The sequence below is a fragment of the Paludibaculum fermentans genome (assembly GCF_015277775.1).
In the GTDB taxonomy this organism is placed as follows: Bacteria; Acidobacteriota; Terriglobia; order Bryobacterales; family Bryobacteraceae; genus Paludibaculum; species Paludibaculum fermentans.
Map to the genome: position 1 here is coordinate 6,092,656 of NZ_CP063849.1, position 23,140 is coordinate 6,115,795.

Below are 23,140 nucleotides of genomic sequence, written 5' to 3' on the forward strand. Positions count from 1 at the left end.
GCGGCACTCTGGGGCACTCCTGCCCACGATGGTCGCGGGAATTCGAACTTCAGCAGGAGAGCCGGACCGGCGCTTTCAGTTCTTCCAGAAATCCTGCACTAGAAGAAGGTCGGAACCTGACTTCTCCGATTGCCCGTAGTAGAGCACATGGCCATCCGGAGACAGGCTCATGCCCTCCGCCGGCTGGGCGGTGAATTCGAAGATGCTCTGGGCAGGCTTGAGGTTTGAGGCAAGAAACTTGAGGGGATACCGGCCAGACGCGCTTGGCCCGATGTAATAGACCCCATCACCGGAGGGGCAGTAGTCGCGGCGCATCACCTCCGTAGCCAGGTTCGTCTCCTCATTGGTATTCAGGTTGAGTTCCCGCAGCGTGGTGACGCGAGCTTGGTTTGCGGCATAGACCAACCGGTTGTGGGCGATCACCGGCGAGAAACCGCCGTTCTGGGAGACCTGCTTGGCAGCTCCTCCTGTGGAAGCGATACGCCAGACTTCAGAGCGGCCGCTTCGGCCGGAACTGTAGTAGATCCAGGCGCCATCCGGCGACCAGGTTGGCACCACCCCTGCGGTTTCGGCGGTCGTCAGTGCATCGGCCGTGCCGCCCTGTGCGGACACGACATATATCCCAGGGACTCCGCCCACCCGGGAATCGAACGCAATTCTCCGTCCGTCCGGGGACCACGCGGGCGAGCCGGAAATCGGGTTCATCAGGTTAGTCACCTGGGTCAGGTTAGTACTGTCGGTATTCGCCGTCCAGATCTCGCGGAAGCCCCCGCGATTGGACTCCATGGCGATTTTTGAGCCGTCCGGAGACACCTGCGGATTCGACTCCATCTGCGTTGAGTTCAGCACCGGCTTTGGTGCTGACGACAGGCCTCTCCGCAGAAGATCAACGTCGAGTTGGTAGATATCCACATCCAGATGCTGCCGAACCAGGGCGAGTTGGCCTCTGGAGGAGATGGCGGCGTCGATGTTGCCCGCGCCCAGCGCGGCCAATGACCTGGGCTTGGCGCCGTGCGACGGTTGCACCAGCCAGAGGGCAGCCTGGCCCATTCGGTTCGAGGAGAAGACCAGATAGCGGCTGTCCGGCGTCCACACGGGGCGTGAGGAAGTGGCGCTCTCGAAACCCGGCAATTCCAACATCACGGGATCGCCGTCTGCTCCGCCGTCCTGCTTCATCGGGAGAATCCAGATCCGGCTTACGCCGCTTCCGATATCCCGTGCAAACGCCACTCGGCGGCCATCCGGGGCAAAGGCTGGATGAAGATCCGTTGCGCCCCTCTGGGCGGAGGTCAGCCGTTGGATCGAGCTCGTGGCCACGTCGAGCTCGAAAAGCCCGTTCACCCGTTCATCGGTCGCGCTGCCTGCGTACACAATGCGCTTGCTGTCGGGAGACCACGTCAGGTAGCGGCTGCCGGGCGCGGCATCCCACTGTAGCTCAGCCAGTTTCCTTTCCGCTCCGTTGGCCAGGGAAATCAGCCAGATGGCGGAGTTTTCATGCCCACTGCCACGGCAAAACGCGATGGACCGTCCGTCCGGAGACCAGGCCGGGCTGTAGTCGGCCTCAGGCGAACTGGTGAGCCGCCTCACCCGTTGCGATCCAGTCTCCCTAAGATAGATGTCGAAGTTGTCCTGATGCGTGCCGTTCCAGCAGTAGGCGATCTCCCGTCCGTCTGGCGAAAACGACGGACCCGCCGCGATCCCGGCATCGCTGGTGAACGGCAGCACCGTGTAATTAGCGCTGAGCTCTACCTCCTGGCCGCGCCACCAGCGGTAGCTGCCGTACCCCGCCGCCACGAATATCAGTGCAACCGCACTCCACAACATGACCCTCGACCTGGCCTGCGGAAGCGGGGAAGATCGGGGTTGCTCCCCCTGCTCGGACCGAGGTTCCCCGGCATCCGGCGCTGGCCGCGCTGCTAAATCGGCTTCGCCGGCCTCTGCCACCGCCGTGTCAGGCTCATGCCCCGCCTGTTTTGGAGCAGGGAGCGAGGCGTCCGATTGCGGTTCCGGAATGCATCGAACCGGAGCGATAAAACGGTACCCTACGCGGGGTACCGTCTCTATGTAGCGCGGCGAGTCGGCATCGTCCAGGAGCGTCGCCCGGATCCGGCGGATGCAGCGATTGACTCCGAGCTCGAAGTCTACATTAGTGTTATCGTTCCAGATCTCCTGCCTCAACTCCTCTCGCGTGACCAGTTCGCCGCTCCGTGAAACCAACCGGAGTAGGACAAGGGTAGGCTGCGGGGGAAGCCGAAGGACCGCACCACCCTTTCGGAGTTCTCCCGCTCTGGTCGAGAGCTCAAAGTTTCCGAACTGGTAAATCATTTCCTTTGGTTTTGGATCCAAGGTGGGCTGCTTTAGGTCCGGATTGTAACAGATGCGCCAGCAGGCATGCATTCGATCCTGCCGCCTGGGATCCACCGAGCTCCCGGCGCGGACACAGGGACGGACGCCTCTGGCGACATTTCTGCAACTTCGTCACATTTGCTGATTAGTTTCGTGCCCGGATTCCCCACCCAACTAGTGGAGGCGCTAATCATGAAACTAAGCGTAAGGATCCCATCCAGGTCGAATTCCGATCCACTTCCCTACAGACCGAATGCGCCGGTGTCAGTCGAACTGGACGCGACGAACCTATCGATTGAGGGCGAGATCCCCAACGGGCTCAACGGCGTCTTCCTCAAGAACAGCCCAACGTCACTCTTCCATCCCGCCGGCTCCGGATTTCCGGCAACAGGTGCGGGCAAGGTTCATGCCTTGTATTTTGAGAATGGCGCGGCGCGGTATCGAAACCGCTGGGTGCGGACAGAGGAGTACCGGGCGGAACGGGCCGCGGGGCATCCCCTCGCCGAATCCTCCGCCGGCGCACATCCGGCAAACAGCCGGATCGTCGCCCACGCCGGCCACCTGCTGGCCATGGGCGACGCCGGCCGGCCCTATCGCCTGGATTGGGGTTTACACACGCTGGGGCCGAATGACTTCCAGACCGCATTTCCGGGCGGCATGTTGTCCCATTCCAAACTGGACCCCGAAACCGGGGAGATGATCCTGCTGGCCAACGAAACGCGGGAGTGCCGGCTGGACTGCCTGACCGTCGATCCCACCGGCAAACTGGCGAGAATCCTCAGTTTCGACAGCCCGTGGCCCTCCACGATCCACGATATCGCCGTCACCAGAAACTACATAGTCGTCATCGTCTCTCCCTTCGTCCTGGAGGATCCAGCCCCCCGTTGGCGCCCGGTGATGGGCACAGCCGTGGCTTTGATTCCACGCCGAGGTACGGAACAGGGGATCCGCTGGTTCGAGACCCGGCCATTCTTCCACCTCCATGTAATGAATGCCTTTGAGAAGGATCGCTACATCGAACTCCAGCTGCCATGGTATTCCTCGTGGCGTGAAGGCGCGCCGCCGGTGGGAGCGGAACTCCGCCGCCTTCGCATCAATTTGGAGAACCGGACCATCATAGACGAGCAGATTGACGATTGTGCCTGTGAGTTTCCGCGCATCGACGACCGCTTTGCCATGCGGGAGAACCGGTTCGGATACACTGCTTTCCGGAACACGCGGCCTGGCGAACAACCGGCGGAAGGCAGCTTCGAGGGCTTTGCCCGCTATGACTTCAAAGCGGCCAGCCGCACGGTGCACACCCTGCCCCCCGGAGAGTTTGTGGGGGAGCCTGTGTTTGTCCCGGCCAGGAATGCCGGCAATGAGGGCGAGGGGTACCTGATGGCAATTGTTTTCAATGCACTACAGGACCGGACCAGCTTGCGCATCTATGACGCACAGAACCTGTACGCGCCGCCTTTGGCCCAAATTCAGCTACCGTGCCGGGTGCCGGCGGGATGCCACGCCTCGTGGGTGCCGCACCCGGATGCGTCCTAACGCTTCAGCCGGCGTCTGGATGCCACTCTTCCTTCAGCCAACGCTTGGCGAACTGCCAGTAGCGGTGGACAGTAATCGGAGAGCATTTGAGTTCGGCGGCAACTTCGGCGGAGGTCCGGCCCTCAAACACCTTCATCTCCACGATGGCCCGAAGCATGGGTTTCATGGCGTCGAGCCGCGAGAGCAGCGACTCCACCTCGGCCAGCCCGCCGTCGTCCACACACTTCACATCCTCCCAAAGCGGCACCTTCTGGGCCTTGGCCGAGAGGGGACGCGCGTGGTGGATCAGCAGCCGTTTCATGATCTGCCCCGACAGCGCGAGGAAGGCGGCTCGGTCGTTAGGTCGGTCCTGGTCGTCCGGTTGGAGCGCTTTGATCTTCACCAACTGGAGGTACAGCTCGTTGACCAGCAACGTCGGCTGCCAGCTATGCCCTTGCCGTTCGCCTCGCAGCTTCGAGGCAGCCATCCGTTTCAGCTCAGGGTAGAAGACCTCGATCAGCTTCGCGCCCGCGACGCTGTCGCCCTGCCGGAAGGCAGCCATGAGAGGTCCGATGTCCTGAACAGAATTCCGGGCCACGACAACAGAATATAGCAAATGGACGGGGAAACCGCCCGGCGGGGAACTCCGGCCGGCAGCAGCATGATCCGTACTGGTTTGGACAGATTGCGCCCACCACGTTCGGCCGGGCGATCACCTCGAGCAATAAATCATTATGATTCAGCAGGTTGGACAATCATAAACAAAACATCCAACGCTCACTCGCTTTCACTTGGCCCGGGCTGCTGCGGGCCGCATAGTAGTGGACAGAGAGATACGGAAAATGATTATTTCTGCCCATGCCGGCGTCCGCCGGCCGATAGTCCTGTGGCTGGGGATGCTGCTTGCATCCACGTTGGCCTCCGCAACTGACCTGGTCGTCACCCTGCCAGGATCCAAACTGCTTTCTCGCAAGGTCGTGCAGTACAGCTGCGACGCGAGTGCGGTCAAAATCGGTCTCCCCGCCGTCCCCTTCGACGTTGAGTACATCAACGGCAGCGGCAACAACCTCGCCACGGTACCCATCCTGGGCGGCCTCCTGATCTTCGCCAATGTTTCGTCGGCCTCGGGCGCCCGCTACGCCGCCCAGCAGTATATATGGTGGGAAGCGAAAGGCTCCGCGACCCTCTATCTGGATTCTCCCGCCCAGAAAGACAAGTCCGTTTGTCAGCCGGTCACCCGGAAATAGTCCCCCGCAACTGCGCTTCCTCTATCGCCGGCCAGATCCCAACTTTCCTGGAGGACAGGTGAGGGTCTGGCCGGCTTCCTCATTCTGGGCGGCAACACGCCCGCCCTAGGCCGCCACCCGCGCTCGGACATCCTCCCTTCCTGGGGACAAGCTCCATCCTTATTTATGTACCGGACCAGAACATTTCGGGCGGGTCCAATCATCCAGTCCCTGAACCAAGGTTGCATTCTGTATCTTTTCGTTTTGATCATTGCGCATCTAGGTAAATATCTTGTTTATTATCTGAATGTTAGGTGCGAAGCAGAGAATCATGGAAAAAGCCCCTCCCACGCATGGAAGCCAAGTGCCGCCCGGCGCAGAATCGCTTTCGAGGGAAAAACGATGCAGGCAATTGGCGACGCAGAGTGGCTTCATATTCTGGATCTGGCGCACCAGGTGGCAGATCTTCCGGAATGCGACCGGTTTAGTTTCGTGTCAGGTCAAGATCTGGATGCTGAACTGGAGAGCCTCGTCCTGGAACTGGCGGCGGATTTTGAACCGGCTCCGGAGTTCGGCGTGGGCTCCCAACTCGGACGCTACGAAGCCACCGGAGAGATCGGACGCGGCGCCACCAGCCAGATCTTTTCCGCCATCGACCGCGATTTGGGCCGCAACGTCGCCCTGAAGGTGTTGAACACGGAGGGGGCAGGCGAGGGCGATGCCCTGGGCTCTCTGCTCCGCGAAGCACGCGCCGCGTCGGCCCTCAGCCACCCGAACATCGTCACGATCTTTGAGGTGGTCCGTTCCGGCCGGCTCACCGCTCTCGCGATGGAGTATGTGCCTGGCACGCCGCTCCGGTCGATGATGCGCCGCCCTCTGGACCTCCGGGAATGTCTGCCCGTGTGGAGACAGGCGGCGAAGGCACTGGAGGCCGCGCACGCCGCCGGCATTGCCCATCGCGACATGAAGCCCGAGAACATCCTGGTCAGGCCGGACGGCCTGGTGAAGATACTCGACTTCGGCATGGCGCACTCTTCCACCCACGAGGCTGAATGGGAGGAGACCTCCGGCACGCCGCGGTATATGTCCCCGGAACAGTGCCGCGCCCCCCGCGTCGGCGTCGAAACCGACATCTTCTCCCTCGGAGTCGTCTTCTACGAGATGATCACCGGGCGCTGCCCATTCGAAAGCGATTCCGCCTGGGACACGATGACCTCCATTGTGGAAGACGCACCCGAGCCACCCTCGAAGTGGAACCCCGCCATCCACCGCCAGCTCGATGCTCTGATCCTCTCTATGCTGAGGAAGAAGGCCGCCGACCGGCCCACCGCCGTCCAGGTGACAGAATCGCTCGAACGTCTGGCGTACACCGCGGTGGGCGCCCCGGCCCTCTGGCCCGCCGTGGAAACCATCCTGAGCTGCGCCGCCGCCTGGGTCTCCAGACCCGTGCACGCCATCTGGCGGGGCCTCTCGGTTGCCGGCGGCCGTACCTCCAGTGCGGTCCCAACGCCGTTGTTGGACTAGGCGATCCCCGGCATTGTTTAGGTCGGCCTGATCAGATTCTGCGATTGGGCGCCCCCTATAGAAGTGTGACGGCGGAACGCCGGAACGATGGAATGAAAGGAAACCAGCCAGATGCGCAGTATCGGTCCCATGGAATTAGTGCTCATTCTTGCCGTCGCAGTCCTTCTGTTTGGCGGCAGGAAAATCCCCGAACTCGCCAAGGGTCTTGGCGACGGACTCAGGAACTTCAAACACGCTTTGCGCGAGGATCAGCAACTCGTGCCGGCAGACGAGAGGAAGCAATCGGCAAGCTGAAGCGGGCGGTGCGCTGAGCCGTGGACTCGGCCTAAGCCTTCACGATGAGCACCGCGAGTTCTCCTCTCCGTAGCGCAACGCAGCCCGGCAGCCCTCGAAGGCGCCGGGCTGCTTTCGCGTCCAAAGAGGGTGCCAGGACTGCCCCACTGCGGGCTCCACGCTGGGACGGAGAGGACCCCCATGCCCGGAGTAGGCGTCGCTGCGCTTCCAGCCCTCCTGTCTGGGCGACACGGGTTGGAAGAGCTCGAGCCCGGCACTCTGCTGCCCGTTCGGTCCTACTTGTCGAGCGGAGTCAGCTTCACATCGATCGAGTAGTAGTAGACCCCGGTGACCGCCTCATAGCCTGATTCGGTGCCGACTGCAATCCACAACTGCTCGTGGATCGTTGTGACCGGCTTCGGATGGTCGTACGTGCGTCGCAGCATGACCCACTTCCGGTCTTTGGGGTCCGGTTCGCACTCCTGGCCATTCCAGATGTTGCCGATCACCCCCAGGTCCTCCCCGCCCTCCGACTGTTGCCCTTTGTCGACGTTGATCGAAACGTACTCCCCAATCAGCAGCGGCACCGGCTCCACGGCAGTACCGCCTGCTTTCAGGAAGACGTTGGCTTGGTTGCCGCCCGCGCCCGCGCAGTTGGTCGAGTTCGATGCGACCTCGAATTGCAGGCTGACCTTGTACCGTTGATCCTGCTCGACACCATCCGCGGCGGTAAGCGGCACCTTCAGAAACATGAAAATATCATCCGGGCGATTGTTGCATGACAGGTAGAAGGCGCGCCGGTTCCGCGAGAAGACGTTCAGCTCCTTTGGCAGCTCACGAATCTCGGCCAGGAAGTTCAGGTCCGCGGTCTGCAGGTGGTAGTCAGTGAATCCCGCCAGGACGCCGCCGCTGCCCTGGCTGAAGTCGAAGTGTTTGATGATCTCCCGGCGCCGCTTCCCGCTTCTGGCGGACTGCTCCGCTTGCGATTGAGCCAGCAACGCGGGCGCCGCCAGCATTCCGGGCGCGGCTGCCAGCCAGATCCGGCGCGTCAATCCCGTCCGCGAACTCGAACTCATACTCGTAAGCCCTCCTCGAACCATCTGCGGCAGCGCCGCTATAACAAGAGGGGCTTCCAGTAGTGAATCCTTTCGCCGCGTCGCAAAGAAAAATCGAAGGCGATGCCCCGCTCAACTGGGGTCCCCTCTACGCACAAAAAGACCGGGGGCCCGACAGGCCCCCGGTCGTGTTTCAAAATGAACCCTTCCGCTCGCTACCGCGTACAATTACCAGAGCTGGAATATCGCGGCAGGTCGCCCTGGTTACGCAATCCCACCGGCCCCAGTGCAAACCAGACATCCTTGGGCAAACCAGGTATGCCGGTGGCGGCATCCGGCAGGAAGAGGATCTGACCATACAGCGCCGGCGGCATCTTCTCTTTCATCGTCGTGTCATAGTTGTTCGTGATCTCGCCCGTGAGAAAGAAGGTGTCATTCCCGCCCGTCGTGGCCGAGCTAAGCGCCGGGAACACACCCCAGACGTTCAAGCTGTCATCGTAAAGAGCCTCGCACTTCCTGACGGGATGGCTGATATCCAGGGGCCCCCAGGCTCCGACCTGGCTCGGCAGAGTCTCCCCCCGGCCGTAGTAGCTGTCGAGCTGATATGTCCCGGTCAGCAGCGCCGATGTGAAGTAGCGCTTCGCCCCCAGTTGCATCACCTGGTCGACCTTATCCACCTGGCTGTCCTCGAACGCGACATTCAGGCTCATGGTGTTGAGTTTGGGCCAGTCCTGAACGAGGGTGCTGAACACCGCGTCATAGGTCTCATCCTGGTGTTGCAGGTAAGTGGCGAAATTGGCAGGCACGGCTGCCGCATTGGCAAACACCGTGTAGTCGGGGATGCCGTCGTTTCGTGGATCGAGGAGGCCGGAGGAACTCATCGCGTGGATAAAGCCGCTGAGAATGCCGTACAAGGAGTCCTGATTGGTGTCCGACGCCAGTATTCCCGTGACGTTGGCCATTGAGGCTCCCCAGTTCATCACGTCATTCATGCGGAAAGAGAGTTGAGTCTGGCCGTTGCCCCCACTTTCCAGCGCGAGGCTGAGCTCGTTGGTCATATGCGGAATCACCGTGTCCAGCAGCGCGTCCCGCAGGCCGGGGCGCTCGGACCCGTACAAGCGGACGACCCGGTCCATCGCGGCGAATTCCGCCTGAAGCTGCTGCGCCACGTCGGTCATGTCCTGCTGGCTGAAACTGTAGATCGCTCCGTTGTCCGGATTCGTAAAGGTGCCACCCGAAGGATACGGATACTTCGTCAAGTCCGTGGGATCCACTCCGCCGAAGACCCCGTTGATCGAAGGCTCGCCATAAATCCCGCGAATATCCGTGGTCGCGGAGGTCGGTTGCTGGTCTGCTGCCCACAAATTGTGGAAGATCTTGTAGCTGAGGTACTGGTAGGCGTTCACCCGGCCGGGCGTATCCATCATCGGCCAGGGCGTGGAGGGCTGCCAAAGGGTCTTCAGGAAGCTCAGGTCGATAAATGCCGGCCCCTGATCACCGTCAGCCGACAGGTTATTCTGCACGCCGTTGACCGGACGGTACAAATCGTACATGTCGCGCATCAACACCGCCGAAATCTGCCCCAGTTGGCCACTCGTGCTGGGCGTCGAAGACACCAGCGCCTGCCGGTTCGGAAGCCGCGCCCCGACCGCCGGGTCAGGAGTCACCAACCCGGCCAGCACCGAACCCGGATCGGTCATCGACGTCAGGCTATAGGAGGGAATGCCCATCTGGTTCAACATCGTGTAGGGTTGCTGGTCCGTCACCAAGGCGATCGAGTTCAGGCCGGGCTGTTTTCCCCAGGCAACCACGTAGATCAGATCCCGCCACGAGATATTGCTCACGTACACGGTCATCGACGTTAGCTTCTCGAAATTGTCCGCATCGTAGACGGCGCCACAGAACTTTGGGCATTGCGAGTTGTCCCACTCGGGCTCCTGCACCGGAGTCAACGTCCGCCGCGAAATGGGCAGCACCCAGAACCCTGCCTTCAGGTTCGCCGCTGCAGCCGGAGGCGTGTAGGTCACACCGTCGATCTGAATCGTCTTGTTCACCGCATCCACGTGCGTAATCGCGTTGTTGGTCGGGTGGAAATCATAGAGGCCGTGCGCGTTCATCGTCAGCACGCCGTTCACCTGAGCCTGCTGGGCCGGATCCAACTCATAGCCCGTGTTGTAGGACTCTACGCCCAGGCCCCAGCCGGACTTCCCCATCCCCAGCATCATGTAGGTCCACGGGGCTTCTTGATCTCCGATCTTCCGGTAATCACTGCCGCCGATCGCTTGCGGGTAAAGGTTGCTCCAGTCCGCGTTGATGTAGGCCAGACTGCCAAAGACGGCGAACGACGTCGACGGAATCGCCGCCAGCGCCGAGCTCACTTGCGGCGACGCCAGGCACGTCGTTTTGACTTCCTTTAACGTCCGACGGTCCACCTCAACCAGGAGGTACACACTGTTGGTGCAGGAGATCGGGTTCGACGGAAACGTCCTCGGACTGCCTGCCGAGAAGGCGTTAGAGCTGATCTGGAACCAGGGCTGCGAGCCGCCCTGATGGCCGCCAGGCGTCAGGGTGGTGAAGTTGAAGTCCGGCTGTGCCGAGGAGACGGTGGGGGAAGCGGTCGGATCCCCCAGGAGACTCCAGGTAAACGCGGCCCGCACGTTGGAATACTCGCCACCCCACTCGCGCACGCGCATCCGCACCACGTTCCGTCCCTCCTGCAACCCATCCACCTTGCTCAGCGCAGCCGACTCGGTGCACGTGATTGGATTGCCGCTGCAACTCCGCACAAACCTGGCGGTGATGTCCTTGCCGTTCAACGTGGCGCCAAATGTCGATTCAGTCGCCCGCGGGCTGATTTGGGCGGATACTCGCACGGTCACACCGTCGAGTGTGGCGTTCCGCTTTGGACTGGTGACCACCAGCAGTGGCGATTTACGCGCCTGCTGAGGGGGGGGAGATGCCGCCCATCCCAGGGAAGTGAGAGCCAAAAAGGCGGAGATGCCGGAGGAGGCCCAGGATATCGATTTCATGGAGTTCTTTCCTTTCTTCAGGCCAGGCGCTATCCAGCGCCCCCTACAGGGAGGGGGACAGTAGCTGGAGGGTTCTTATCAGGGGTTGACAGACAATCACCGCGGCAGCAGTCTCAGCCGCCGGCTACGGGTAGACCCGCGGTGGTAACAGGGGCCACGCGATCAGGGTGGGGAGAGGCCCGCGGGTGCCAAGGGACTGTGCAGATCAGCCCCTGGCACCCCGCGGGTTGCTCCAGCACTTACCGATTCCTAGCGGAATCCAGCCGCCAGGCTGTGCTGTGAGCGGCCGGGACGAACTCCACCTCGCCCGGCAATGTCGTGGATACCGCTGCCGCCAACCGGCTGCCCACCGGCGCGATCTGGAAGACTCCCGCGCCCGCCTCCCGCAACTGGAACCTCTGCGCCGCCGAAGCCTCCGCACAGGCCGCCAACCCCAACCGGTAGCGCCCGCCATCCCCGCGCGCCTCGGCGCAACGGCCGGACTGGGCGTCAATGAACTTCACCGGCCAGTCCGGCCCCTCGCCGGTTGGCGCAACCAGCCACTTCTGCGCCGCGCCGCCTGCCGAGGTGCCCGAGGCGGCCGACACCGCGCCATCCGCATCATCCGCCGCCAGCCACTGGACTCCGGAATCGAGCGCCGCGATCGACGTCGATTCCAGAATTTTCCAGCGGTACACCTGGCTAGGCGGGAACGTGGTCTTGTCGATCAACATCAGCCGCGAGGAGCCGGGCAGCGCCGTCACCGCGAGCCGAGGCATGTCCGCCATCACTACGTAGAAGTAGGAGCCTGTGTACTCCAGCCAGAAAGCCTGCGTCTGCGAGTTCTGCACGTCGGCCTGGCAGGGCCCCTGCGACACCTCGTAGTTCCTCAACTCCGCGCAGAGTCCGTTCGCCTCGTTGCGCAGTTGGTAGGCGGTCACCCCCGACTTCTTCACCGGCCAGAAGATCCAGGAGTCCGCGCGGCCGGTGCCGGCCGGCAAGGCATGCAACTCGGCGCCCGGCTGGTCCACCTTACCCTTCTGATGCCACAGCGTCGTGGTCCCCCCGGTGGTCGAGGTGATGGCGCCCCGGTTGTAGGAACCGGAGATTCCAATCGTGCCATTCCGCTCCACCCACCCGTAGCGGGCGCCGTTGTCCAGGAGAAACAGCGAATTCACTTCGTGGCTGTTCCCGCCCGTGGACCCCAGGAAGGTGGCGTCGCCGTAGCTGAACACCCCGCCGTCCCGCTTCAGCATCCAATACCCATTCACCGCGCCGCCCGCCGTGTGGCTGAGCGCCAGCCCCGTGTAGTCCTGTTTGAACGCGCCGCCGGTGGAACCGTAGAACACCGCGTCCCCCCGGGCATGCACGCCGCCATCGTCCTTCAGGATGTAGTAGCCGTTGCCCGACGGCGTCGGCGCGATCGTGGTCCCCATCAGATCGAACCCCTCCACGGCGTCCCCAAAATGCTTGGCGGTCCCCGCGCACCACACCTGGCCTCGATAGCTCAGCGCCCACAGCCCCTGTCCATCCGGTGTGGCCGCCGCGGACGTCACGTACTCATATTGGCCTGGATCCATGGGGTAGCCCGCGCAGTTCGACAGGCGCCCGCCGCAAATCTCGGGAGCTTCGCCGCGCGCATGGATCACGCCCCTCTTGGTCACCACCCAGTAGCCCGACTTGCCGGGAGCGGCCACCACCGTGCCAGGCTCGTCCACACTCGGGTATGCGGGCGCGCCTCCAATCGCCAGGGTCTTGCCGGAGTCCTCACCGGTCTGCAATTGGAGCCAGATGCCGCCGTTAGGCGCCTGCGCCGCGCTGGTGAGCCAAACCATGCCGCCATAATCTGACGCCCGCGCCATCGGCGCCAGCGTCAACCACGCCAGCGCCAGGGGCGCCGCAAGTCTGCATAGAGTCTGATAAATCGTCTTCATTTTCCTGTTCTCTCGAAGTCTTTGGATTGCTTCCTGGTCCTATCGTGGGCGACTCCGCGCTTTCCGGCCATGGTCTGGAGAGGGTCTCGAGCTGAATCAATATGTTGCGTGTTTCCAGTACTTTACGGGCGCCGATCACATACCCGCGAGACGGCGCCCTCCGTACCGCCCGCTATGGTAATTTGCTCAGGTCCATGATCCAGCGCACGCTCGCCGCGGAGAACATCACCCCGTGGTTCCAGGCCGGCGCGGCGCCCACCGAGTCGCTGAACGCGATGTTGATGCGATAAGCCTTCGGGCCGTCTTCCATCAGGCGAAACGTCTGCGGCTGCACGGCAGGCTGACACACGGACTGAAACAGGTGATGCGCCCCGTCCAACCACTTGAACTCCCCGCAGTACCCCGTCTCCATGCTGATGAACCGGACCGTCGAACCCGGAACCGGGGCGGTGGCCGCCACAACCCAGTTCTGACGAGGCGTCTCGGGTCCCGGCACGCTGGTGCTGGTCTGGTTGCCCACCGCGTTCCACGTGTGCCACTGCGCACCCGGGGCTTCGGATGTGACCGTCGTCACGTCCAGCGTGCGCCACTCGCCGTTGCCGGCGGTCAGCAGCCTCAGACGTGACCCTTCCTCCTTCACCAGGTAGTACTGCGGGTGTGGGGCCCAGACCACCCAGAAGGTTCCGTTGGCGCCGTCCACGATCCAGAATGCCTGTGGCTTCATCTTGAGGAGATCCTGTTGGCAGGCCGCCAGCACCAGCACATCCGAGCGGACCTCCAGGCACATGCCATTGCGTTCGTTGCGCACCTGGTTGACGTACGTTCCGTTCCACCTGATGGGCCAGAAGATCCAACTTTCCACGCGGCTGGACCCGAGCGTCGCCGTGTGCAACTCCGTCCCGGGCTTGTCCACACCGCCATTCAGGGTCCACACCGGGCTGAGATCGTAGTCAGAAGTCGTCACCGGCCCCCGGCGGTACGAGTCGGACAGCCCGATCTTGCCGTCATAGGTCACCCAACCGTACCGGATACCGCCATCCACCTGAAACAACGACGTGACCCGCGAAGCCTTGCCTCCCGTGGATCCCAGGAAGGCCGCATCGCCATAGGCGTGGACGCCGCCGTCCTGTTCCAGCATCCAGTAGCCATTCACCGCTCCGCCCGCCGTCCGGCTCAGCACCAGGCCGTTGTACTCCCGGTGGAAGTGGCCACCGGTAGACCCGAAGAACTCCGCGTCACCTCGGGCATGCACGCCGCCGTCACTCATCAGAATGTAGTAGCCTTTGCCGCTCGGAGTCGGCGTGATGGCAGTCCCGACAGTCGAGGTGTCACTCCGCTCGTCACCATAGGGCACGGCTGTTCCGGCTGTCCACACCTGGCCGTGATCACCCAAGGCCCAGAACCCCCCGCCATCGGGGGTGGCCGCGGCGTGAGTCACGTACGAGTTGGCGCCGGGATTGCTCGGGAAGTTGCTGCACTTCGAGAGGTGCCCTTCGCACAGCAGTGGCGCCTCTCCCCGTGCGTGGATGTCGCCCTTCTTGGTAATCACCCAATAGCCGTTCTTGCCAGGAATCGCCACCAGCGTGCCGGGCGCGTTCACGCTCTCAAACACCGGGGCTCCTCCCGATACAATGGTCCTGCCCCCATTCACGGTGTCGTTCACCTGAATCCAGAAGCCGCCATTGGGAGCCTGCGCGGCGCTGGTGACAAAGACGTTGCCATCGTAGTAATCCGAAGCCTTGGCGGCATGGCTCAACCCAAACGCCGCCAGCACCATGGGAACTACCATCCGGATCAGTTGACTCGTTATCATTTCTCTGACCTTTCCTGCTCTTTCAATCTCTTGTGGAACTCTCTTCTGCCCCATATTCGGCCAACCCGGGCGGCAAAGCCATGGACCGGAGTTGAACTCGACATCAACCGGTATCCGCCGTAAATTCAGTTGCTTACAGGCGCCAATGGCGGTCGCCTCACAGGGTGCCCGGAAGGCTACCGTGGCGAGGTGCCCTACAGCGAATCTGTGAGGTCCAGCACCCACCGCTGGCTCGCCATCGTGAACATCACCCCGCCGGTGAAGCCCGGCGCGGCGCCAACCCCACTGTGAAAGGCAATGCTGATCCTGAAGACATTTCCACCATCAGGCACCAACCGGAACGTCTGAGTCTGCACCCCCATCTGGCAGGTGGCGTTGAACAGGTAGTCAGCCGTGCCGCTCCACTTGAACTCCCCGCAGTGTCCCGTCGCCATGCTGACGAACCGTACCGTCGAGCCAGCAACCGGAGCCGTCGTGGCCACCACCCATCTCTGCGGTGGCGTCTGCAGATCCGGTACGCCCAGGTGCGTCTTGTCGCCCACCGCGCCTGACGTGTACCACTGCCCTCTGGTGGCCTCGGAGGTGACAGTCGTCGTGGCCAGCGTGCGCCACTGCGTACTCCCACTCATGGAAATCTCCAGCAGCGATTTGCCCGGCTTGATGACGATCGCCTGATATCCGTTTTGAGCCGGCGACACATACATGTTGTCGTCCCCTCCTGAACTGGCCAGAAACGCCTGTGCCCCGGAGTTGTTGAAATTGGCCTGGCACACTGCCTGCACCAACCGGTCTCCCTTGGCTTCCAGGCACAGGCCGTTGAACTCGTGCCGCAACTGATACACCGGCAGCCCTCCCCACTTGGCCGGCCAGAAGATCCAACTGTCCACCCGGCCGCTTCCCAGTTGCTTCGCGTGGACCTCGGCGCCCGGCTTGTCCACATCGCCCTGCAATGTCCAAACCATGCTCAGATCGTGCTCCGTCGTCGACACCGGGCCCCGGCGATACGACGTGGAGTAACCAATCGTGCCGTTGTAGGTCACCCATCCGTAGCGGATACCGCCATCCAAACTGAACATCGAAGTCACTCGGGAGGTGTTCCCGCCAGTGGACCCCAGAAATTGCGCATCGCCGTACGCATGCACTCCTCCGTCTTCCTCCAAAATCCAGTAGCCGTTCACTGCGCCCACCGCCGTTTTGCTCAGCACCATGCCGGTATACTCACGGCCATACTGGCCGCCGGTGGAACCGAAGAAGACCGCGTCACCCCTGGTATGTACGCCCCCATCGCTCATCAGGATGTAGTAGCCCTTGCCGCTCGGCGTCGGAACAATGGCGGACCCGTAGATGTTGTTCTCTCCTTGCCGATCGCCGTAGGGCTGTGCTGTCCCCACAGTCCAGACTTGGCCGTCATAGCCCAAAACCCACAAGCCCAAACCGTCGGGCGTGGCTGCGGCATGGGTGACAAAGCTCTTATTGCCCGGATCACTCGGGTAGTTGCTGCACTTGGAAAGATGGCCTTCACAGAACGCTGGGGCATCGCCCCGCGAGACGATGTCGCCACGCTTCGTCACTACCCAGTAGCCCATCTTGCCGGGCACGGCTACGATGGTGCCGGGCGCGTTGACACTCTCAAACACGGGAGCCGGACCCGACACAATGGTCTTGCCGGTGTGCGCTGTGTCGTTCACCTGGATCCAGAAGCCGCCCTGAGGAGCCTGCGCGACGCTGGTGACCCACATGTTGCCGCTATCATGATGGGCGGCAGTGGCCGAGTAGCTGAATGTGAACGCCGCCAACACTGCGGTAATATCGGCGCGGTTCAAGTAATTGGTCTGCATTTTCTGATCGCTTTTCTTTTGTGGAGTTTTGTTCGATCCGGACATGACCCATGTTCGGCGAGTTCCCGGTTCAAAACCATGGAACACGCATGAACTCGTTCTGAACCGATAACTTATGCGTATTCAGTCGCTTAGGCGCACCACTGACGTCTCCCGCGCCAGCGGTCAGTCAGCTTCCGGAGTTGAGCGGAACCCTACGGCAAATTCGTAAGCTCCATACCCCAGCGCTTGCTGACCACCGTGAACATCACCCCGCCGTTGCTGGCTGGCGCGGCGCCGAAGCCATCGACAGAGGCAAAGTTAATGCGGTAGGTATTCACGCCATCGGGTGCCAACCGGAACATCTGCGGCTGCACTGCCGGCTGGCACGGAGATTGATACAGGTAGTAAGTCGTGATGTTCCACCTTTGCTCCGCGCAATGGCCTGTTTCCATGCTCACGAAGCGCACCGTCGAGTTGGGAACCGGGGCCGTCGTGGCAACCGCCCATCTCCGGGGCGGCGCCTGAATGCCGGGTGCACCGAGGGTTGTCAGGTTGCCCGCCGCGCCCCCCGTCTGCCATTGAGCCCCGGTGCCCTCGGCGGTCACCGTCGTCGTGTTCAGCGTGCGCCACACCGTGGCGTCCGTGATGGAGATCTCCAGCCGGGACCGCCCCGGCATCTTCGCGATCGAGTATTGGGCCCGCTCGGCCGGCGCCAGGTACATGTTCTCGCCCGCTCCGGCGTAAAGCCGAAACGCCTGCGCCACGGAATCATTGAAGTTGGCGTGGCAGACGGCCTGCACCAGTCGGGCGCCGCTGGCCTCCACGCACAGCCCGTTGCGTTCATGCCGCAACTGGTAGACCGGCGCTCCCATCCACTTCACCGGCCAGAAGATCCAACTGTCCACGGGACCGGACCCGAGAGTGAATGCGTGCAACTCGGCGCCCGGCTTGTCCACATCGCCCTGCAGCGTCCAGACCGGGCTGAGGTCGTGCTCCGAAGTCGTCACCGGGCCCCGCCGGTACGACGTGGACAACTCGATCTTCCCGTCATAGGTCACCCACCCATAGCGCACGCCGCCGTCCACTGGAAACAAAGAGGTTATCCGGGAACTCTTACCGCCTGTGGACCCCAGAAAGACCGCGTCGCCATAGGCATGCACGCCTCCGTCCTGCTCCAGCATCCAGTACCCGTTCACGGTCCCGCCCGCCGTCCGGCTCAGCACCAGGCCGTTGTACTTGCGGTTGAAGTGGCCACCAGTGGATCCGAAGAACACCGCGTCGCCCCGGGCATGCACGCCGCCGTCGTTCTTCAGGATGTAGTAGCCCTTCCCGCTGGGAGTCGGCGCAATGGCCGTCCCATAGATATGAGCCTCTCCCCGGGCGTCGCCGTAGGGCTGGGCTGTGCCCACCGTCCACACCTGACCGTCATAGCCCAGCGCCCAAAAGCCCCCGCCGTCCGGCGAGGCCGCCGCATGGCTGATGTAATTCATGCTGCTCGGACTTGCAGGGTAGTTGCTGCACTTCGACAGGTGCCCCTCACAAAGCATCGGAGCTTCCCCCCGTGCGTGGATGTCGCCACGCTTCGAGATCACCCAGTAGCCGTTCTTGCCCGGAACGCCCACAATGCTGCCGGGCGCATCGACACTCTCAAACACAGGAGCCCCGCCCGACACGATCGTCCTGCCGCTGTTCACTTTGTCGTTCACCTGGATCCAGAGGCCCCCATTGGGGGCCTGCGCCACGCTGGTGACGTAAAGATTGCCATCATAGTGATCAGCCGCGCCAATCTGGGGGCTGAAGGCGACCGCCGCCGCCACCAGGGCAATCGCGCTACGAATCAGTCGAATTGGTGTCATTTTTGTAGTCTTTCTTGCACGTTTTGAGCTGTTTTGAGCCTGTTTTGCTGCAATCCGCAGCCTCCACACACCAGTCGCATCCGCAACCCAAGCCTGCGGAGCATTGCCGGTTTGACCGCGTCCTAAGGCAGATTGCTGAGTTCCATACGCCAGCTCCTGCTGGCCACCGTGAACATCACCCCGCCGTTGCTGGCCGGCGCCGCGCCGAAGTTATCCACGAAGGCGACGTTGATGCGGTATGTATTTACGCCATCGGGCGCCAACCGGAACGTCTGCGGCTGCACCGCCGCCTGGCACAGGGATTGATACAGGTAGTAAGTCGTGGTGTTCCACTTAAACTCCGCGCAATGGCCGGTTTCCATGCTGACGAAGCGCACCGTCGAGTTGGGAACCGGGGCCGTCGTGGCAACCACCCATTTCCGGGGCGGCGCCTGGATCCCGGGTGCGCCGGTGGTCGTCAGGTTGCCTGCCGAGCCCCCCGTCTGCCATTGAGCCCCGGTGCCCTCGGCGGTCACCGTCGTCGTGTTCAGCGTGCGCCACACCGTGGCGTCCGTGATGGAGATCTCCAGCCGGGACCGCCCCGGCATCTTCGCGATCGAGTACTGGGCCCGCTCGGCCGGCGCCAGGTACATGTTCTCGCCCGCCCCGGCGTAAAGCCGAAACGCCTGCGCCACGGAATCATTGAAGTTGGCGTGGCAGACGGCCTGCACCAGTCGGGCGCCGCTGGCCTCCACGCACAGCCCGTTGCGTTCATGCCGCAACTGGTAGACCGGCGCTCCCATCCACTTCACCGGCCAGAAGATCCAACTGTCCACGGGACCGGACCCGAGGGTAAATGCATGCAACTCGGCGCCCGGCTCGTCCACATCGCCCTGCAGCGTCCAGACCGGGCTGAGGTCGTGCTCCGACGTCGTCACCGGGCCCCGCCGATACGACGTGGACAACTCGAACTTCCCGTCATAGGTCACCCACCCATAGCGCACGCCGCCGTCCACCGGGAACATCGATGTGGCGCGCGGAGTTTTGCCGCCGCCGGAACCCAGAAAGACAGCATCGCCGTAAGTGTGCACGCCCCCGTCTTCTTCCAGCATCCAGTACCCATTCACCGTCCCGCCCGCGGTCCGGCTCAGCACCAACCCCGTATAGTCCCGTGTGTAATGGCCCCCCGTGGAGCCAAAGAACATCGCGTCGCCGCGCACATGCACCCCGCCATCGGTCTTCAGGATGTAGTAGCCATTGCCGGATGGCGAGGCCGCGATCGCCGTCGCCACATGCTTGTCCTCGTACGCGTCGCCGTGGAACGCCGCCGTCCCCGCGGTCCACACCTGGCCCGACCGGCCCAGTGCCCAGAAACCCCGCCCATCGGGTGTCGCCGCGGCATGGGTCACGTACTGTTTGTCATTGGGCGTCACCGGGAATCCCGAGCACTTCGACAGGTGTCCCTCACACAACTCCGGCGCCTCGCCGCGTGCGTAGATGTCGCCATTCTTCGAGATCACCCAATATCCGTTCTTCCCCGGAACACCCACGATGGTGCCGGCCGCGTTGACGTTCTCATACAGCGGGGCCCCTCCGGTGGCCACGGTCCGGCCGCCGTTGACCGTATCGTTCACTTGAATCCACAAACCGCCATTGGGCGCCTGAGCCACACTGGTGACATACACGTTGAAATCGTGCGAATGGGCCGCCTGAACGCCTGGATGGAGGCTGAGCACGGCCACTGCCGCCTGAATGGTGAGTCGAATCGAAGTCCGCATCTGTTCCTCTTTTTGATAACCTTGCTGACCCTATCGTGCGCGCTTCGGCCGCACAGGACCATGGTTTCGAGGTGACTTCGCAATCAACCGATATCTACCGTCTTATCAATGACATCAGAGTCCCGCTGGAGCGCCTTCCCCCAACAAAAAAACGGGGCTCCGAAGAGCCCCGCGCTGTCGACTGGAACCGGTTGTGTTACGGCAGGACGCACCCGCCGTAGCCGTACTGTGGAGAGTCCGCGCCCGATCGGACGGGCAGGGCGCCCATCGTGAACCAGACGTCTTTCGGCATGGCGAACTGGCCGTTGGCCTGCTCGGTTCCGAAGAGCATCAATCCCAGATCGGCGCCCGGAGTCTGGACGGTCATGAGCTTCGACTCGTTGTCCTTGATCGGTGTTGCGATCTGGAACAGGTCGTACTTGCCATTGGGCGGGAAGCTCGAAAACGCCGTTGAGGAGTTCGGCGACGGCGAATCCGTGTAGACGCCCCGGCACTGCGGCGTGCATGAACCGAAGCTGCACTCTTCCTTCATCGATCCGACTTTCAGGGGATCCGTCGTGCTGGTGAACCAGTAAGCGTCATGCGAGTAGTAGGTGCGCATGAACGTCGTGTAGAAGAACCGGTTGGCTCCCAACTGGAGCGTTGGGCTGTGATCCAGAACGGTGTAGTCGTCGAGGAACCATTTCGACTTGATCGCCTGGCTGAGGATTTGCAGCCGGTTCCAGTCGGACACGGCGAGGTCCATGATCTGGTCATAGGCGCGATCGGCGTTGCCGACCCACGTGACGTAATTGAAGACGAAGTCTTTGATCGTGGTATTGGCCGCGTAGCCTGCCGTCGGCACCCCGCTGTTGTTCACATCCATGGCGCCGGTGGAACCCACCGCGATCACCAACTCGCCCAACATCCCCTCAATCGGGGCGAACAGCGGGTTGCCCATCGCCGCTTGATTGGGAGTCAGCGCTGAGGACTGGTACACAAGATCGTCGAAGCTGAAGCCGATGGGCCCGCTTTGGTTCACCCAGGGCGACTGATTGAGAATGATCGTATTGCTGGTCACCCAGGCCGGCATCCAGGCGTTGTCGTTTTCAATCAGCCGCCCCAGCAGATTGGCGCCGGTGGTGCTGGTACCCAGGAAGGGGAGAACCTGGGCGAGGGCCGTGAACTCGGCGCGCAACTGCTTGGCGACGCCCGACAGGTCGGACTCCGTGAACACATAGCTCTCGCCGGTGTCCGGATTGGTGTAAGTGCCCCCAACCGGGTACGTGAAGGCCGGGTCGGCGTCCGGATTGACTTTGGTCAGCAGGCTGGCGCCGGCAGAGGTGTAAATGTAGCGGATGTCGTCAGTGGGACCGGCGGGCAATTTGTCCGGCCAGACCACGTGCAGAATCCGGTTGCTGAGGTACTTGTAGGCGTTCACGCGGCTCGTGCTGTGCATCATCGGCCAGGTGGAGTTCGGGAGCCAGATTGTCTTCAGGAAGCTCGCGTCGATCGGCGACGACGAGGACAGGTCGGCTTGCGCGGTGTACATCGAGCGGTACAGGTAGTATTTGTCCCGGCCCAGGGAGCCCACCAACTGTCCGGTCTGGCCGTTTTCGCTGGGCGTCATCGAGAACGGCACGCGCCGGTTGGGCAGCGCAATGGCAACCGTCGGATCCGGAGTCACCAGGGCGGCCATCGCCGATTGGTCAGTGGTCATCTGCTGAATGGTGGTATACGGGACACCCATCGAAGCCAGGGTGGTCACCAACGGGTTGAGACTCTGCGGCAAGCTGAGTCCTGGCTGCTTGCCCCACCCGATGACAACCGCCATTTGCCGCCAGGTGAGGTTGCTCAGCAGGGTGTTCATGGCGGTGAGATCCGCGGCTTTCGTGGCGTCATAGACCACGCCCTGGGTTCCGGCCAGCGGCGCGAACGTGTTGCGTGTGAAGGGGAAAACCCAGAAACCGGTGGTGGGCACGGCGGACGGCACCGTGAACCTCTGGCCATCGAAGGTGGCCCGCTTGTTCGGGCCGTCGATCGAATAGGTGATGTAGTCAACGGGGTGGTAGTCGAAGAGGCTGTGGCCGTTCCGGGTGAGTGCGCCCTGAATCTGTGTCAGGGAGGTCTCGTTTACCTCGTAGCCGGTGTTGTAGGACTCCATGGCCACGCCATAGGGGGCCTTTCCGATGCCCAGCACCATGTACCCGTAAGGCACTTCCGCTGACGGCGCATTGCCGCGAAAATCGGTGCCCCCAATCGGCAGCGTGTTCAGATTCTGCCAGTCCGCATTGTAGGTGGAGTTCGTGCCGAACACAGCAAACTGGGTGGAAGGAACCGCTTTGAGCGCGGCGTCGACATCCGGGGTGTTGAGACAGGTCGTGGCGACTTCGTTCAGGTTGTTCCGATCGATCTGGACGAGCGTGTACGTGTAACCCCGTCCTCCGCACATTGGCGGTTGAGCCGGATAGGTCCGCGTGACTCCATGCAGACCGTTGCTGGAGATCTGGAACCACGGCTCGCCGGTGCTTCGATAGCCGCCGGGCGTCAGCGTCGTGAAGTTGTAGTTCGGCTGGGGCAATTCGGTGACGTCGCCGTCATTGACGCCGGTGGGGTTTCCCGGAGTCCAGGCAAACACAACGCGGGCGCGGGTTGTGTTGGCGCCCCAGCCCTTGATGCGCAGGCGGAGGACGTTCTGTCCCTTGATCAGCCCGTCCGCCTGGGTCAGCAACGCCGTTTCGGTGCAAACCGCCCCCCGGCACGGAGCCTTGACCGCGAATTGGCCAGTGATGTCCTTGCCGTTGAGGACGGCGGCGAGGGTGTTCCGGATCGCCTCCGGTTGGATCTGTATCTCTGCCAGCAGGCTTTGGCCGTTCAGCTGGGCGCCCGCCTGGGGGCTGGTGACAGTGAGCAACGGTGCCCGCTGGGCACTGGGTGTGGTGGTGGACGCTGCGTAACCCACCGAAGCCAGCGCCAGCAAGGCGGTCAGGCGGCGGGAGCAGGCCCCGGATATCATCTGCATGGAGATTTGTTC

The 23,140-nt window shown here is 62.6% G+C and carries 14 protein-coding genes and 1 pseudogene; 4 read left to right on the forward strand and 11 right to left on the reverse strand.

Translation table 11 applies throughout. The features are described 5' to 3' along the window. Nucleotides 1-75: 75 nt before the first annotated feature. Both IRI77_RS23975 and IRI77_RS38700 read right to left on the reverse strand, forming a co-directional pair. Nucleotides 76-1,824, reverse strand: a complete 1,749-nt coding sequence (locus IRI77_RS23975; RefSeq protein WP_228486287.1) for a hypothetical protein — start codon at nucleotides 1,822-1,824, stop codon at nucleotides 76-78. 219 nt (nucleotides 1,825-2,043) lie between these two features. Beyond that, a pseudogene (locus IRI77_RS38700) lies at nucleotides 2,044-2,397 on the reverse strand (winged helix-turn-helix domain-containing protein); the annotation flags it as partial. A 210-nt stretch (nucleotides 2,398-2,607) separates the two neighbouring features. Here IRI77_RS38700 and IRI77_RS23980 point away from each other — a divergent pair. Beyond that, nucleotides 2,608-3,882, forward strand: a complete 1,275-nt coding sequence (locus IRI77_RS23980) for a carotenoid oxygenase family protein (protein WP_194447532.1) — start codon at nucleotides 2,608-2,610, stop codon at nucleotides 3,880-3,882. 4 nt (nucleotides 3,883-3,886) lie between these two features. On the opposite strand, the gene IRI77_RS23985 is transcribed toward IRI77_RS23980, so the two are convergent. Next, nucleotides 3,887-4,459 carry an ECF-type sigma factor gene (locus tag IRI77_RS23985; protein WP_228486289.1) on the reverse strand — a complete coding sequence of 191 codons (573 nt, stop codon included), beginning with the start codon at nucleotides 4,457-4,459 and terminating at the stop codon, nucleotides 3,887-3,889. Between the two features lie 244 nt (nucleotides 4,460-4,703). Here IRI77_RS23985 and IRI77_RS23990 point away from each other — a divergent pair, with 244 nt between their 5' ends. From IRI77_RS23990 to IRI77_RS24000, 3 genes are all read left to right on the forward strand, one after another. Beyond that, nucleotides 4,704-5,108 (forward strand): MliC family protein, encoded by a 405-nt coding sequence (locus IRI77_RS23990; protein ID WP_228486290.1) that lies wholly within the window; start codon nucleotides 4,704-4,706, stop codon nucleotides 5,106-5,108. Between the two features lie 471 nt (nucleotides 5,109-5,579). Next, nucleotides 5,580-6,611 (forward strand): serine/threonine-protein kinase, encoded by a 1,032-nt coding sequence (locus tag IRI77_RS23995; protein WP_194447534.1) that lies wholly within the window; start codon nucleotides 5,580-5,582, stop codon nucleotides 6,609-6,611. A gap of 111 nt (nucleotides 6,612-6,722) precedes the next feature. Next, the gene (locus IRI77_RS24000; RefSeq protein WP_194447535.1) at nucleotides 6,723-6,905 is read left to right on the forward strand and encodes a twin-arginine translocase TatA/TatE family subunit; all 183 of its coding nucleotides are present in this window, start codon (nucleotides 6,723-6,725) and stop codon (nucleotides 6,903-6,905) included. Between the two features lie 275 nt (nucleotides 6,906-7,180). Here the strand turns inward: IRI77_RS24000 and IRI77_RS24005 are convergent, their stop codons facing one another. From IRI77_RS24005 to IRI77_RS24040, 8 genes are all read right to left on the reverse strand, one after another. Further along, the gene (locus IRI77_RS24005; RefSeq protein WP_194447536.1) at nucleotides 7,181-7,960 is read right to left on the reverse strand and encodes a hypothetical protein; all 780 of its coding nucleotides are present in this window, start codon (nucleotides 7,958-7,960) and stop codon (nucleotides 7,181-7,183) included. Nucleotides 7,961-8,154: 194 nt separating this feature from the next. Then, nucleotides 8,155-10,968 (reverse strand): hypothetical protein, encoded by a 2,814-nt coding sequence (locus IRI77_RS24010; RefSeq protein ID WP_194447537.1) that lies wholly within the window; start codon nucleotides 10,966-10,968, stop codon nucleotides 8,155-8,157. A 239-nt stretch (nucleotides 10,969-11,207) separates the two neighbouring features. Further along, complete coding sequence (locus tag IRI77_RS24015) at nucleotides 11,208-12,881, reverse strand: hypothetical protein (RefSeq protein WP_194447538.1); 1,674 nt, start codon at nucleotides 12,879-12,881, stop codon at nucleotides 11,208-11,210. A gap of 172 nt (nucleotides 12,882-13,053) precedes the next feature. Beyond that, nucleotides 13,054-14,694 (reverse strand): hypothetical protein, encoded by a 1,641-nt coding sequence (locus tag IRI77_RS24020; protein ID WP_194447539.1) that lies wholly within the window; start codon nucleotides 14,692-14,694, stop codon nucleotides 13,054-13,056. 194 nt (nucleotides 14,695-14,888) lie between these two features. Then, complete coding sequence (locus IRI77_RS24025; RefSeq protein WP_194447540.1) at nucleotides 14,889-16,532, reverse strand: hypothetical protein; 1,644 nt, start codon at nucleotides 16,530-16,532, stop codon at nucleotides 14,889-14,891. Nucleotides 16,533-16,726: 194 nt separating this feature from the next. Beyond that, nucleotides 16,727-18,370 (reverse strand): hypothetical protein, encoded by a 1,644-nt coding sequence (locus tag IRI77_RS24030; protein ID WP_194447541.1) that lies wholly within the window; start codon nucleotides 18,368-18,370, stop codon nucleotides 16,727-16,729. A gap of 122 nt (nucleotides 18,371-18,492) precedes the next feature. Then, nucleotides 18,493-20,127: a hypothetical protein gene (locus IRI77_RS24035; protein ID WP_194447542.1), complete on the reverse strand. Its 1,635-nt coding sequence runs from the start codon at nucleotides 20,125-20,127 to the stop codon at nucleotides 18,493-18,495. Between the two features lie 196 nt (nucleotides 20,128-20,323). Next, entirely contained in the window at nucleotides 20,324-23,128 is a 2,805-nt protein-coding gene (locus IRI77_RS24040; protein ID WP_194447543.1) for a hypothetical protein, read from the reverse strand. Nucleotides 23,129-23,140 lie beyond the last annotated feature (12 nt).

Bases quoted from the DNA above. Each gene is read 5' to 3' on its own strand.
- IRI77_RS23975 (WP_228486287.1), bottom strand. From the start codon at position 1,824: ATGTTGTGGAGTGCGGTTGCACTGATATTCGTGGCGGCGGGGTACGGC.
- IRI77_RS23990 (WP_228486290.1), top strand. From the start codon at position 4,704: ATGATTATTTCTGCCCATGCCGGCGTCCGCCGGCCGATAGTCCTGTGG.
- IRI77_RS24000 (WP_194447535.1), top strand. From the start codon at position 6,723: ATGCGCAGTATCGGTCCCATGGAATTAGTGCTCATTCTTGCCGTCGCA.
- IRI77_RS24005 (WP_194447536.1), bottom strand. From the start codon at position 7,960: ATGAGTTCGAGTTCGCGGACGGGATTGACGCGCCGGATCTGGCTGGCA.
- IRI77_RS24010 (WP_194447537.1), bottom strand. From the start codon at position 10,968: ATGAAATCGATATCCTGGGCCTCCTCCGGCATCTCCGCCTTTTTGGCT.
- IRI77_RS24015 (WP_194447538.1), bottom strand. From the start codon at position 12,881: ATGAAGACGATTTATCAGACTCTATGCAGACTTGCGGCGCCCCTGGCG.
- IRI77_RS24020 (WP_194447539.1), bottom strand. From the start codon at position 14,694: ATGATAACGAGTCAACTGATCCGGATGGTAGTTCCCATGGTGCTGGCG.
- IRI77_RS24025 (WP_194447540.1), bottom strand. From the start codon at position 16,532: ATGCAGACCAATTACTTGAACCGCGCCGATATTACCGCAGTGTTGGCG.
- IRI77_RS24030 (WP_194447541.1), bottom strand. From the start codon at position 18,370: ATGACACCAATTCGACTGATTCGTAGCGCGATTGCCCTGGTGGCGGCG.
- IRI77_RS24035 (WP_194447542.1), bottom strand. From the start codon at position 20,127: ATGCGGACTTCGATTCGACTCACCATTCAGGCGGCAGTGGCCGTGCTC.
- IRI77_RS24040 (WP_194447543.1), bottom strand. From the start codon at position 23,128: ATGCAGATGATATCCGGGGCCTGCTCCCGCCGCCTGACCGCCTTGCTG.